11 protein-coding genes are annotated in these 12,762 nt (G+C 68.7%); 9 read left to right on the top strand and 2 right to left on the bottom strand.

Going from position 1 to position 12,762, the window contains the following annotated elements:
* The first annotated feature begins 397 nt into the window (after nucleotides 1–397).
* The 7 genes from AB0M43_RS01800 (at nucleotide 398) to AB0M43_RS01770 (ending at nucleotide 8,022) form a co-directional block, all read left to right on the top strand.
* Nucleotides 398–1,393: a LacI family DNA-binding transcriptional regulator gene (locus tag AB0M43_RS01800; protein ID WP_363720179.1), complete on the top strand. Its 996-nt coding sequence runs from the start codon at nucleotides 398–400 to the stop codon at nucleotides 1,391–1,393.
* Between the two features lie 97 nt (nucleotides 1,394–1,490).
* Complete coding sequence (locus AB0M43_RS01795; RefSeq protein ID WP_363720177.1) at nucleotides 1,491–2,690, top strand: ribokinase; 1,200 nt, start codon at nucleotides 1,491–1,493, stop codon at nucleotides 2,688–2,690.
* Nucleotides 2,687–3,655 carry a nucleoside hydrolase gene (locus AB0M43_RS01790; RefSeq protein ID WP_363720175.1) on the top strand — a complete coding sequence of 323 codons (969 nt, stop codon included), beginning with the start codon at nucleotides 2,687–2,689 and terminating at the stop codon, nucleotides 3,653–3,655. Before AB0M43_RS01795 ends, AB0M43_RS01790 begins: the two co-directional genes overlap by 4 nt.
* Nucleotides 3,656–3,720: 65 nt before the next feature.
* A complete protein-coding gene (locus AB0M43_RS01785; RefSeq protein ID WP_363720925.1) occupies nucleotides 3,721–5,025 on the top strand; it encodes a sugar ABC transporter substrate-binding protein in 1,305 nt (434 codons plus the stop codon).
* Nucleotides 5,026–5,120: 95 nt separating this feature from the next.
* Nucleotides 5,121–5,996: a sugar ABC transporter permease gene (locus AB0M43_RS01780; RefSeq protein ID WP_363720173.1), complete on the top strand. Its 876-nt coding sequence runs from the start codon at nucleotides 5,121–5,123 to the stop codon at nucleotides 5,994–5,996.
* Nucleotides 5,996–6,856, top strand: a complete 861-nt coding sequence (locus AB0M43_RS01775; RefSeq protein WP_363720171.1) for a carbohydrate ABC transporter permease — start codon at nucleotides 5,996–5,998, stop codon at nucleotides 6,854–6,856. The genes AB0M43_RS01780 and AB0M43_RS01775 overlap by 1 nt, the downstream gene beginning before the upstream one ends.
* Nucleotides 6,853–8,022 carry an MFS transporter gene (locus AB0M43_RS01770; RefSeq protein WP_363720169.1) on the top strand — a complete coding sequence of 390 codons (1,170 nt, stop codon included), beginning with the start codon at nucleotides 6,853–6,855 and terminating at the stop codon, nucleotides 8,020–8,022. The genes AB0M43_RS01775 and AB0M43_RS01770 overlap by 4 nt, the downstream gene beginning before the upstream one ends.
* 162 nt (nucleotides 8,023–8,184) lie before the next feature.
* Here the strand turns inward: AB0M43_RS01770 and AB0M43_RS01765 are convergent, their stop codons facing one another.
* A complete protein-coding gene (locus AB0M43_RS01765; RefSeq protein WP_363720167.1) occupies nucleotides 8,185–8,769 on the bottom strand; it encodes a glycoside hydrolase domain-containing protein in 585 nt (194 codons plus the stop codon).
* 85 nt (nucleotides 8,770–8,854) lie between these two features.
* On the bottom strand, nucleotides 8,855–9,073 hold the full coding sequence (locus AB0M43_RS01760; RefSeq protein ID WP_363720165.1) for a hypothetical protein: 219 nt from the start codon (nucleotides 9,071–9,073) through the stop codon (nucleotides 8,855–8,857).
* 331 nt (nucleotides 9,074–9,404) lie between these two features.
* Here AB0M43_RS01760 and AB0M43_RS01755 point away from each other — a divergent pair, with 331 nt between their 5' ends.
* A complete protein-coding gene (locus tag AB0M43_RS01755) occupies nucleotides 9,405–10,517 on the top strand; it encodes a patatin-like phospholipase family protein (RefSeq protein ID WP_363720163.1) in 1,113 nt (370 codons plus the stop codon).
* A 184-nt stretch (nucleotides 10,518–10,701) separates the two neighbouring features.
* Complete coding sequence (locus tag AB0M43_RS01750; protein WP_363720161.1) at nucleotides 10,702–12,684, top strand: hypothetical protein; 1,983 nt, start codon at nucleotides 10,702–10,704, stop codon at nucleotides 12,682–12,684.
* Nucleotides 12,685–12,762: the final 78 nt, after the last annotated feature.

The following is a 12,762-nucleotide window of genomic DNA, read 5'->3' as shown; positions in this document are numbered from 1 at the left end:
ATGTCCGACGGCGTGGTCCACAGCCGCCGGTGACAGTGCTCGGTCCGCGCCGCGATCCGCCCCGGCGAGGGAGAGGTGGAGAACGGCAGCACCTCGACGCCCCTGGCGTCAGGTCCGGTGCGGGTAACGGGTGTCGCGCGTTGTCGCCGATTCGCGGCCTCTGCGAGAGAGTGCGCGCCTTCGAATGCGCACCTGAGCCCATTTCCCGGACACTCCCGGCCGAACGATCTGGGAACGACGCAAGGGCCACCGTCCGTCCAGACGGCGAACAAGTCTCGTCCGTCCGGGGCGTTGACTGCGGGCGGACCGGGCGCTAGCTTTCCGATGAAGCGCTTCAATGAAGCGCTTCCAGTCGCAAAGTCCCAGCACATGACACTGCATCTGAGAGGGGCGTCCGATGGGCGCAAGCATCTACGACGTGGCCCGCGAGGCCGGCGTCGCCCTGGGGACGGTGTCGCGCGTACTCAACGGCGTCGCGAACGTCAGCCCGGCGACCCGGGCGAAGGTCACCGCCGCCATGCAGCGTCTGGACTACCAGCCCAGCATCGTCGCCCGGTCCCTCGCGTCGGGTTCCAGCCGTTCGGTCGCCCTGATCGTGCCGGACCTGGCCAACCCGTTCTTCGCCGACATCGCCGCGGGGATCGAGGAGGTCACCGACGCGCAGGACTACGTCGTGATCATCTGTAGCGCGTCGTCGACCATCGAGCGCGAGCGGCGGTACCTGAAACTCCTCGCGGCCCGGCAGGTCGACGGACTGATGCTGATCGGGTCCAACCTGACCCCGGAGGGCCTGGCCCAGCTCACCCAGGGCACGCCGATCGTCCAGGTCGACCGCGAGGTCAAGTCGCCGGGTGCTGTCGTCGTCAAGATCGACCACCGGCTGGGCGGCTACCTGGCCACCTCGCACCTCCTCGACCTCGGTCACCGCACGGTCGCGTTCCTCGGTGGCGACCAGGACAACGACGCCTCCCGGGCCCGCTACTGGGGATATCAGGACGCGCTGCGCGAGCGCGGTATCGACCCGGTCGAGACCCGGGTCGCCCGGGGCAGCCTCGACATGGCCGGCGGGCAGTCGGCAACCGCCGAACTGCTCAAGCGACAGGAGGAGTTCACGGCGGTCTTCGCCACGAACGACCTGATGGCGATGGGCGCGATGGTGACCCTGCGCGCGGCCGGGCTGTCGGTTCCCGCCGACGTCTCACTGATCGGATTCGACGACATCCACCTCGCACAGTGCACCGAGCCGCCGCTGACCACGATCCGCCAACCGGCGGCACAGCTCGGACGGCGGGCCGCCGAACTGCTCCTGCTCCAGATCGCCGAACAGCCGCACGACACCCGCGTCATTCTCGACCCGGAACTCGTCGTGCGCGGAACGACCCGTCATGTCTGAGCCGACAACCGACCTGACAGCCCCGAAACCCGTCATGTCTGAGCCGACAACGGCCATGTCCCGGATCACGCCTGTCATGGGTGGGTCGACATCCGCCGTGTCTGAGTCCGCCCCCACGATGGGTGAGCCGACGCCCGCCATGTTCGAGACCACACCGGCCAACGGCGAGCCGACACCCGTCGCGTCCAGGACCACCCTCACTGCGGCCGAGTCGTCCTCCACCGTGCCCGAGACGGCACCCGCCACGGCCGGGTCGTCCTCCACCACGGTGAACACCATCTGGGTCGTCGGCAGCTTCAATGTGGACTTCACCCTGACCATGGCCGCGCTGCCGAAACCGGGGGAGACCCTGGTCGGACGGCAGTTGGTCACCAACCTCGGAGGCAAGGGCGCCAACCAGGCGGTGTCGTGCGCGCGGCAGGGCGCGCCCACCCGTCTGATCGCCCGGGTCGGCGACGACCCGGAGACCCGGACGATGCTGGGGCGGCTCGCGGAGTCCGGCGTCGATGTGAGCGGGGTCCAACTCGGCGCCGAGCGAACCGGGGCCGCCCTGGTCATGGTCGATGACCGGGGCGAGAACCTGATCGGCCTGTACCCCGGCGCGAACGGGGCCCTCGAACTGATCGACCTGCCGGTGGCGGCGGGGGATGTCCTGTTGCTGCAGGGCGAGGTCAGTCCCGAGGTCAACCTGATCGCGGCCCGCCGGGCCAGGGCCGTGGGCTGCACGGTCATCCTCAACGCCGCCCCGGCCGCGCCACAGCTCCCCGAACTGTTGTCCCACACCGACTTCCTGATCGTCAACGAACACGAGGCCGAGATCGTCCTCGGCTGGCCCGGCCCCCAGCACCAGCCGGACCCCCGGCACCAGCCGGACCCCCGGCACCGGCCGGACCCCCGGCACCGGCCGGACCCCCAGCGCCGGCCGGACCCGCAGCCCCATCTGGATCCCCAGCGCCGGCTGGACCCGCGAAACAAGCCGCACCCGCAGCCCCAGCGGGACCTACCCGTCCCCTGCGTGATCGTCACGGCCGGCGCCGACGGGGCGCGCACCTACCGCGACGGCACCGAGCGACACCAACCCGCCTTCCGGGTGGCCGCGGTCGACACGGTCGGGGCGGGCGACACCTTCGTCGGCGCGTTCGCGGCCGGGCTCCGCGACGGGCTGGGGGTGCCTGGCGCGGTCCGCTGGGCCAGCGCCGCCGCCGCGCTCTCGGTGACCAGATCCGGCACGCAGGAATCGATTCCGTCCGCCGCCGACGTGCGGCGGTTCATCACACACCACGGGGGGAACCCATGACGACCCGACTCATCCTCGACGTGGACACCGGCACCGACGACGCGGTGGCGATCATGTGCGCCGCCCTGCACCCGGGCCTCGAACTGGTCGGTGTGGGCACGGTCAACGGCAACGTGCCGTTGCCCAACACCACCGAGAACACTCTGCGGGTCCTCGATCACATCGGCGTCGACGTGCCGGTGCACCGGGGGGCCGCGCTGCCGCTGGAACGCGACTGCTTCCCCGACGGGGTGACCCGGCGCAAGGCCAGCGACTGGCATGGCGAGTACCTCAACCTGCCGCCCGCCACCTCGACCGTCGCGAGCGACAACGCCGCGGAGTTCCTGGTCGAGACCTACATGGGTCCGCTCGGCCCGGACACGGTCCTGGTCCCGACCGGCCCGCTGACCAACGTCGCCCAGGCGATCCGCCTGGAGCCGCGGATCGTGGACAGGATCCCGCGGATCGTGCTGATGGGCGGCGGCCACCGCAGGACCAACCGCACCGCCGCCGCCGAGTCCAACCTGTGGATGGACCCGGAGGCCGCCCGGGTGGTCCTGCGCTCCGGGGTCCGCGACATCACGGTGGTCCCGCTCGACGCGACCCACGAGGCCCTGGTCACAGACGTCGACTGCGACAAGCTCGATCAGGTGGGTACGCCCGCGGCCACCGCCGCCGTCGCGTTCATCCGCCAGCGCATCCACGCGCACGACACGCACGCGCCACTGGATCTGCCGCACTCCGCGCCGGTGCACGACGCCCTGTGCGTGGCGGCGCTGATCCACCCGTCGGTACTCGAGCACGTCGGGCACTACCCGACGGACATCGAGACCACCGGCGAACTGACCGTCGGCCAACTGGTCGTCGACACCCGCGTCCCGGCCCGGTCCCCGGCGACGGCGCACGTCGCACTCGGCGCCAACCGGGAGCTGTTCGTGGCGTTCCTCCTCGAAGCCCTCGCCTTTCCCGCGCGGTCACAGCGCTGACGGGCGCCACCCGCTCCGCCCCCCGAAAGAACCCCCCCCGCAAGAGAGGAACGCCCGTGAAACTGATGCGTATCGGCGCCGTGGGACTCGCGGTCCTGCTGCTCGGCACGGCCTGCACGGCAGCGAAGGACACGGCGAGCAAGCCCGGTTGCGACAAGGTCGTGACGCTGAACCTGCTGCGCGCACAGGACACGCCGCCCGCGCCCAGCGTGCTCAAGGACTGGGAGGCCGCGCACCCCTGTATCGAGATCAAGGTGTCCGAGGTGCCGTTCGGGCAGCTCGCCGACAAGATCAACGTGATCGCCGGTTCGCCGACGCCGCCGGACGTCTACACCTACGACGGCCCCAACACGGCCACCTACGCCTCCCGGGGGGTGATCGCCCCGATGGACGCCGCGATCACCGCGGCGATCCGCGCCGACATCATCCCGGCGACCATCAAGGAGCACACCTACGAAGGGCGCCTCTACAGCCCCGGCATCCGCCAGTCGGCGCTCGCGCTGATCTACAACAAGGACATGCTCGACAAGCTCGGGATCACCCCGCCCGACAGCCTGGACAAGGCGTGGACCTGGGACCAGGCCATCGACGCGATGCGCAAGTGCCAGGTCGGCCCGGCGGGCAACGCCAAGGTCTGGGGCCTGGCGCCCACCCAGTCGGGCAACGGCACGCCCGGCCCGTCCTACGTGTCGCTGAACTTCCTTCGCTCGGCCGGTGACCCGAAGGCCGACCAGCAGTCCAGCCTCTACAAGACGTTCTGGGCGCTCGCCCCGGACGGCAAGACGATCAACGGCTGGCTCAACACCCCGGAAGCCGCCCGGGGTGCCCAGATCTACCAGGACATCTTCAACAAGTACGGCATCTCGCCGAAGGCCGGCATCCCCAACGCCTACGCCGATGGCAAGGCGTGCTTCGACATCCAGCAGCCGTCGTACATCGGCAAGTTGCTCGCCCCCGACGCCACGTTCAAGACCGGTGTCACGCCGCTGCCCTACGTCACCACGCCGATCACCCAGACCGGCAGCCTGACCCTGGGCGTCGGTGCCCGCAGCAAGCACCCGAAGGAGGCCGCCGAGTTCGTCATGTTCGTGGCCAGTGGCCCGGAACAGTTGAAGAACTCGCAGGGCGACCACTCCATGCCGGTACTGAAGTCGCTGTTCACGCAGTTGCCGCAGTACGACAGCTACCCCCTGGCGATCTACAGGAACGAGCTGGAGCAGTGGGGCCAGCCCCGACCCCCGGGCCCCCATTACGCCCAGTACGACTCGATCGTGACCAGCGCGATGCGCGACATCGCCTACGGCGGCGACGTCGCGGCGACGCTCGACAAGGCCGTCAAGCAGTTCGAGCAGATCGCGGGCAAGGGCTAGCAGCCAGGACCCACCCCTCCTAGTGGTTCCGCCAGCGCGCGGCCCGGTCCGGGCGCTGGCGGAACCACCGGAAAGAACAGCTAGGTGACACACGGATGAGGCGTTTCAAGACCTACCTGACCGCTGCGGCGTTTCTGGGCCCGTTCCTGCTGCTGCTGGTGATCTTCCAGGGTTGGCCCCTCGCGACGATGGTGCGCGACTCCACCCGCAAGTTCTCGTTCCTGAATCCCGACGAGGCCACCTCGGTCGGCCTCGACAACTATCGGGCGCTGCTCGATGACCCGATGGTGGTCAAGTCCCTCCAGGTCACGGTCCTGTTCTCTCTCGGCCTGGTCGTGCTGGTGATCCCGCTGGGGCTCGCCCTGGCGCTCTTCGTCAACCAGCGTTTCCGCGGCGTGAAGGCGTTGCGGGCGCTGATCTTCACCCCCGTCGTGACCTCCGTCGTGGTGATCGCGACCCTGTGGACCTTCCTCCTCGACCCCGGTCACGGGCTGGCCAACACCGTGCTCGGCGCGGTCGGCATCGACCCGCAACCCTTCGTGACCAGCACCGGCCAGGCGCTGCCGTCGCTGGTCGTGATGACCGTGTGGGCACAGGTCGGCTTCGCCATGATCCTGTTCCTCAGCGGGCTGCAGTCGATTCCCGGCGAACTCCTGGAAGCCGCGTCCATCGACGGCGCGAACCCCTGGCAGACGTTCTGGCGGGTCAAGCTGCCGCTGCTGCGGCGTACCACCCTCTTCGTGGTCGTGATCATGACGGTCTTCTCATTCCAGGCGTTCGCGCCGGCCTACGTGATGACCGGCGGGGGACCGGAGAGCTCGACGGTCCTGTTCGTCTACTACATCTACCAGTCCGCGTTCACCTACCTGCGGGCCGGCTACGCCGAGGCACTGTCGGTGCTGCTGATGGCCATCATCCTCGTCGTCAGCTCGGTCCAGTTGTTCCTGCTGCGCACGAAGGAGAGTTCCTGATGGTCCCCGGCACCCTCCCTCGCGCCCGGCGCCGCCTCCGCTGGTGGAACGGGGTCATCGCGGCTGTGCTCTGCGCCGTGTTCCTCACGCCCTACCTGTGGATGGTCGGGTCGTCCCTGAAGTCGCAGGACTCGATCTTCAAGGACGCCTCGGGCCTGTCGATCTGGACGTTCCTGCCGCACCCGGCGACGCTGGACAACTACGTCGACCTGTTCGTAGAGCGTGACCTCGGCCGGGCGATGCTCAACTCGCTGCTGGTCTCCGCCGCCCAGGTCGTCTGCACGGTCATCGTGTGCAGCCTGGCCGCCTACGCGCTGACCCGGATCGACTTCCGGGGCCGCACCCTGCTGTTCGGCGTCATCCTGACCACCTTCCTGGTGCCCAGCGAGGCCCTGGTGGTCCCGATGTACCACGTCGCCACCCAGCTCGGCCTCAACGACAGCCTGTGGGGCGTCTTCGTGCCGTGGATCGCGTCCCCGTTCGGCATCTTCCTGCTCCGTCAGGCGTTCCTGGACGTGCCCCGCGAACTCGACGAGGCGGCGATGCTCGACGGCGCCGGGCACTGGCGGATATTCCGCAGCATCATGCTGCCCAATGTGCGCACGGCCCTGGCCACCCTCGCCCTGATCACGTTCCTGGCCTCCTGGAACGCGTTCCTCTGGCCCCTGGTCATCGCCCAGAGCCCGGAGAACCAGGTCATCCAGGTCGCCATCGCCCAGAACACGGTCCCCGGCGAGCTGCCCAACTGGGGTGTGGTCTTCGCCGGCGCGACCCTCGCCACCATCCCGATCATGGTCTTGTTCATGTTCCTGCAGAAGTACTTCGTCGAGGGCATGGCCCGCAGCGGACTCAAGGGATGAGGCCCACCCCGGAACTGGGTCCCGCCCGCAGTCTGCTCCTGGTCCTGTTCACCTTCCTCACCCTCACCCTCGTCCAGGTCGTGGTGCCGTTGCGTCTCGACGACCTGCACGTCGACGCCATAGCGATCGGGGCACTCCTGGCCCTGCCCAGCCTGACCGGGCTGATCGCCGAGACCCCGTTCGCGGCCATCTCCGACGCCGTCGGGCGCCGGGCTGTCATCTCCCTCGGCGCGGTGATGCTGCTCGGCTCGTCGGCGCTGATGGCCCTGGCCGACGCGGCGTGGGTCCTGGCTCTGGCCCTGATCCTCTACGGCGTCGGCCTCGGGGCGCAGACGTCGGCGCTGATGGCGGCACTGAGCGAGTCGGTACCGCCGGAACGCTCCGCGCACCTGCAGGGCTGGAACGGCGCCGTCCAGCGGATCGGCGCCATGGGCGTCGCCGGGCTCGTCGTCGTCACCAGCGAACCGAGCACACTGCTGTGGTTCGTCGGCGTGGCGAGTCTCGCCTGCCTGGGGCTCGCCGCGGCGGTACCGCACTGGCGGTTCGGCGAGGGCCAGCGGCGCCCGCCCTGGCGGCAGACCTACGCGGCGGCCTTCGGGGTACTGCGCCGCAGCTCCCTGGTACAGGCCGGCGCGATGTACAACGTGCTGCTGTCGGTCCTGTTCATCACGACCAACTCGTTCGTGGCGCTGATCCTGGTCACCACCGGCAACCCGCTGCCGCTGGCGGCGCTGCTGCTGGTCCGCGACCTCACCTCGGTCCTGCTCGCGTCGGTCTTCGGGAACCTGGCCGCGGCGCTGGGCTGGCGGCGCTGCTTCCTGATCGGCATGGTGGCCGGGACGACGGCGATGCTGATCGGCGTACTCATCCCGGCCGACTCGCCCTGGATGTACATCCTGTTCGGCCTGTGCGGCATCACCACCGGTTTCGGCATCGCCGGGGCGAACCTCGCCGTCACCTACGGCACGGACCCCGCCGAACGTGCCCTCGGCATGGTGGCCGCGGGCTACGCGGGACGTCTGGCGTCGCTGGTGGCGCCGATCGTGCTCGCCTTCGCGTTCAGCAGAACCGCAGCGGTGGGGGTCTTCGCCGTGTCGCTGGCCGCCGCGGCCTCGGTGACCATCCGGGCGGTCTGGATCCTGCGCCGCCGGACGAGCCTGGCCTGATCCGGCCGGGGACCCGTGCCGCGCTTCGCCCTCCCCGGTGAGGGCGACCTGCGGCGGGAGTTGGCCGGAGCCCTAAGCGCGTCGTGGTCTGCTCGCGCCCTGTTCGGCTTCGATCACACCATCGAGGCGCACAAACCAGAAGCCGAACGCGTCCACGGGTAGTCAGGGCGGGCAGACGGGGGCGTGACGACGGGGCGGAAGAGACACCGGCGGACCAGGGCTGGTCACTCCGGTGACCCGGATCCGGGTGACGGGGTCGCGGGTCCGCACCGGGGACGAGAGCCGGTGCGGACCCGCGACTGTCCGGAGTGGACGGGCACAGGTCCGTTCCGCCAGGTGCTCACCCGCCGTACACCCGGAGCTCGTAGATCCGGGCGGCGGTGTCGGTGGTCTGGGTGGGGGTGGTAGTAGTCGTACGCCCCGTTGACCCACTTGGTGCGGGCGGTGCTGCGGCACCATCCACTGGTACTGGTAGGCCCCCGCCTCGTGGAACTTGTGCCCACCATCGGTCGGGTTGTACGGGGATACCCACGCGCCACCACTGTCGCGGGGGCGGAAGAACCCGATGCTCGGGTCGAACAGGTTGCGGTAGTTCTGGCCCCTGGCGTTGAGCGTGGAGGCGTCGGCGTCGTGCCCGAGCGCCTTCGCCATGATCGCCAGCGCGGAGTCGGCGACGGCGTACTTGAGGGTGGAGGGCGCCGGGTACTGGCAGTCGTGGTCGAACTGGTGCGTCGGGCCGCACGACACCCCGGCTGCCGGGTGTACCTGTCAGGCGCACCCGGTTTCCGGCTGTCCGGCGCTCAGCATCCGGCTGCGGCAGGGGCCGCCGCCGTCAGCTCCAGCCGGCGATCAGAGCCCCCGCACGGATCGGGCGGCCGACGGCGAGACCAGTGAGGCCGACGACCAGGCCCATCGCCGCCACCGAGCCAGGTAGGGGTCGGGCCCAGTCCGGGCCGCTGGTGGGGCAGACCATCTGCCCGTGGTCGCCGATGCAGCCGTTCGACATGAGATAACTGGAGTCCACGACCACGTATGCGGCGACGAGCAACACGCCGACGAACGCTGTTGTCCGCTGCGGTCCTCGTCCGACCGTAGATCAGCCGGACCTCGCAGTCGGGGAGAGCAGTAGAACGGCCACGGCATTTGCTGTTCGCGGTGGCGATGTCGGTCATCTGACAGCGGCTGAGGTGGTCTGCGGTGACGTCAGTTCCGGTATCCAGGACATGGTTCAGGTGCGGCCCGAATCCGCTGGCTGATGCCAACTGTCGGAACGGCCCCGGGTACCTAACAATTGTAATATTGCCGACATATCCCTCGCTTGAACTTGGACCTTCCATCGTAAAATATGGATTCTCTAACGCGTCTGACGCATGGAGGGATGGATGGACAACGGGCACTGGCTGCAGTCTCACCCGGTCCTGGAGGCACTCCGGGGCAGACTTCGCCACCCCGACCTGCCGGGCGGGCGGGCCGACGGATACCGGATCGGTCTGGCCGTCGAGGGTGGAGGAATGCGTGGTGTGGTCTCCGCGGCGATGCTGGCCGCGCTTGAGGATCTCGGCCTACCGTTCACCGCGTTCGATGCAATATATGGTGCCTCATCCGGGGCGATCAACTGCGCCTACTACATCTGTGGCAACACGTGGTACCCGCTCTCGATCTACTTCGACGACCTGAGTACCCCTAAGTTCGTCGACTTCCGCCGACTGCTGACCGGCAATGTGTTGAACATCGACTTCGCGCTCGACGACGTGGTCGGCAAGGTCAAGCCACTGGATGTCGCCGCTCTCCTCGACTCGGTGGTCCCGTTCCACATCGCGATCACCAACGTGGATCATGTGCGAACGGAGACGGCGTCGGAATTCGGCTCCGCAACGGAAGTGATGGCGGCACTGAAGGCCAGTATGTGGCTACCGGTAGCCATCCGCGGCACGACGACGTTCCGCGACTTTCGGGCGGTGGACGGCGGCGTGCTGACCGCACATCCGTTTCAGCTCGCGGTGAACGACGGCTGCACACACGTGCTCTCGCTGAGTACCAGACCAATCCGGCCGCCCCGGCAGCGCCACAGTCTTGCGCACTACCTCACCCGCCGCCACCTGGAAAGGCTCCAGCCGAACCTGGGAGACAGCTACATGGCCGCGGTCCGGAAGTACCGCAGTGATCGCGAGCAGCTCCAGGCCCGGATGCGGGAGCCCGGCGACCCGCCCTACGTGTTGGACCTGGCGCCGCTGCCCTGGATGTCGGAGGTGAAACGGCACGAACTGCACCTCGGTCCGCTTCTGACCGGTGCCAGAGGTGGCTACGAAGTGGTCTGCTGCGCGATCGAGGGCATCGACCCGAGACAGGTCCGGTCTGGTGGGGTGCAGGCTGTGCCCCGGTTCACCTTTGTGAGAAGAGAATATGGCTCCAGTCCGCTCAGCCTCCCCCGTCCGAACGCTGCTGTCGGAGTGGCAACACCGCCGGTGGACGGCGCTGGCGAAGTGGAGGACTGAGGATTGGCGAGCAGCGCTGGCCGATCTTCCCCAGGACGCCAACGCCTTCCACGATCGGTTCGAGATTCACCCCGATGAGCTGATCGCTGAGCTGCGGGTCGACAGACCGGCAGGTCCGGTCGGAGGCTTTCTCGGACTACTTCTGCTCACGCTCATCTGTCTCAGGTTCTCCGAGGACAGTCGGATGGGCTCCGGCTTCGAGCATGACTGCGCCGAAGACTGCCACCCGTTGACGGCCGAGCCGGAGGTCCAGCGGTGCATCCACCGGTTGTACACCCCGGGAGGCTTCCCCACCGACCTGCCGAATCTCGGCGATCCAGACCAGCGGACGGAGGCCGCGCGAGAGTGGGACATGGTCGATCCGGGCAGCCTGCGCTTTCACGAGCACGGCACCACGTCCTTCATCCTCGCCGGGCACACCAGCCTGCGGCACGGGCGCCGGACCAGCTTCGCGCTGAAGTGCATCGTCTATCCCTACTTGCGGATCCCGACCATCGCCCGGGCCACCGTCCGTTACCAGCGGACCTTCGGAGCCGAGACCGGCGAGCTGAGGCACCTGGTGCGCGTGTGGGCGAGTAGCGACTCCTGGATCCTCATGGACCTGATCGACGGGGTGCCGCTCGACGTACATGTCGAGCGCAGGCTGGAGGAAGACGGCGGCACCGGACTGAGGCTGGACGTCCTCGAAGAACTCGGAGAGCAGCTCTTCGCGGCGCTGACCGAGCTGGAGGGGCGTGGCCTGCACCACGGCGACCTTTCCACTTCGAACGTTCTCGTCCAGCACCACGGGGAGAAGGCGGTGTTCCGCCTGATCGACCTGGGCTCGAACTACCTGCATACTCAGGCCATTCCAGGCCGAGCTGGACCGGGAGCCCGCTACGTCGCTCCAGAGCTACGAGCTGGGCGGGCCGACGCGCACCGCGCAGACCTCTACTCCCTCGGTCAGCTCCTGGTCACCTTCGCCGGGGTGCCGAACTCGTCGGACGGCACCACGCCGGACGACTTCTACTCCGAGGCGCCGCTGCTGGCCCGGTTCATCGAGGACCTGATCGACCACGATCCGGCCCGTCGGCTGCTGGTCTTCGAGCCGAAGGCCGGCCGGCCACTGTACGCGCAACTTCGATCCTTCTTCGTCGGAGAGCTGACCGCCGTTCGGACCATCCGGAAGGAAAGCCTGGTCAGTTCCCACGCACCCTGGTACGTGCACGTCCGCGAGTTGTTCCGTCCGCTCTCGGGCGCCCCCGCCGAACAGCGGCGACTGTGGCAGCACCGTCGCGAGGGCCGGCATCTGCGCTGGCTGCGCTGGTGGGCGACGATCAGTGGGTACGCCTTCTTCGTCGCCGCCTCGCTCATCGTGATGTGGTGGATGCGTGACCTCGGCTGGAACTGGGCAACCAAGGCCATTGAGGCCGTGCAGAAGACAGCCGGATCGAACAAGGACAGCATCCCGTTCCTCGACGACATCCGCGCCGCCGACTACAAGATCCCAGACGCGTGGGGGAGTCTGCCCGCCCGTTTGGTGTGCCTGAGTTTCATCTTCGCCGGCTCCAAGTACTACCAGAACCTGTTCGCGGGGCTCACGCCACTCATCACGGGCATCGTCGACCGCCAGCTGCGCCGCCAGGCGCTCGCAGCGGAGTGGGCATTGCGCTCCATGACCCTGGTGCCCGCCGTTCTGACCCTCGCGCCGACGCTGATACAGCGAACATGGTGGCCGATCTGCACCGCCCTCGGAATCACGGCCACCTTCATCTGCAACCTGCTCGTCTCCCGCTTCGCCGCGTCGGCGCTGCGACGGGCGATCTCAGCCGGATTGACCACTGTGCCGCGGGACCCGAGCGACCTGGCCCGGCCCGGAGTGGCTGGAGTGACGGCGCTACGCGGCTGGGCGGGCACGGCAGCCTTCTACGGCGTGTCCTGCTGGACCATCGGCCTACTGATCTACACCGGCAAGCTTCAGGATGAACTCGTCTACGCCATCGCCGTCAGCGCGATCAACCTCGTGTTGTTCTACGTGTTCCGGTGCGGAGTGAATGCCAGCTACATGCGGGCCGGACTGGTCCGAGCATGCTTGGCGGCCGAGCGGCTCGCCAAACTGGAGCGTTGGCCAGCTCCCGCACCCCGGCAGCGCAGCGCGACCCCGGCCGCCACGCCGGTGCCCAGTTGACCGCAAGGCCGAAGTGCCCCACCAGCAGGAGAGCCCGGCGCGGGTGGGTGCGCCCAGGTCGACAGCCGTCCGTCCGTC

It is taken from the genome of Longispora sp. NPDC051575 (genome assembly GCF_040681875.1).
GTDB lineage: Bacteria > Actinomycetota > Actinomycetes > Mycobacteriales > Micromonosporaceae > Longispora.
The sequence above is the reverse complement of the archived record's forward strand: the minus strand, read 5'-3'. Positions and strand labels throughout refer to the sequence as shown.

Bases quoted from the DNA above. Each gene is read 5' to 3' on its own strand.
- AB0M43_RS01755 (WP_363720163.1), top strand. From the start codon at position 9,405: ATGGACAACGGGCACTGGCTGCAGTCTCACCCGGTCCTGGAGGCACTC.
- AB0M43_RS01785 (WP_363720925.1), top strand. From the start codon at position 3,721: ATGCGTATCGGCGCCGTGGGACTCGCGGTCCTGCTGCTCGGCACGGCC.
- AB0M43_RS01770 (WP_363720169.1), top strand. From the start codon at position 6,853: ATGAGGCCCACCCCGGAACTGGGTCCCGCCCGCAGTCTGCTCCTGGTC.
- AB0M43_RS01780 (WP_363720173.1), top strand. From the start codon at position 5,121: ATGAGGCGTTTCAAGACCTACCTGACCGCTGCGGCGTTTCTGGGCCCG.
- AB0M43_RS01775 (WP_363720171.1), top strand. From the start codon at position 5,996: ATGGTCCCCGGCACCCTCCCTCGCGCCCGGCGCCGCCTCCGCTGGTGG.
- AB0M43_RS01790 (WP_363720175.1), top strand. From the start codon at position 2,687: ATGACGACCCGACTCATCCTCGACGTGGACACCGGCACCGACGACGCG.
- AB0M43_RS01750 (WP_363720161.1), top strand. From the start codon at position 10,702: ATGGGCTCCGGCTTCGAGCATGACTGCGCCGAAGACTGCCACCCGTTG.
- AB0M43_RS01800 (WP_363720179.1), top strand. From the start codon at position 398: ATGGGCGCAAGCATCTACGACGTGGCCCGCGAGGCCGGCGTCGCCCTG.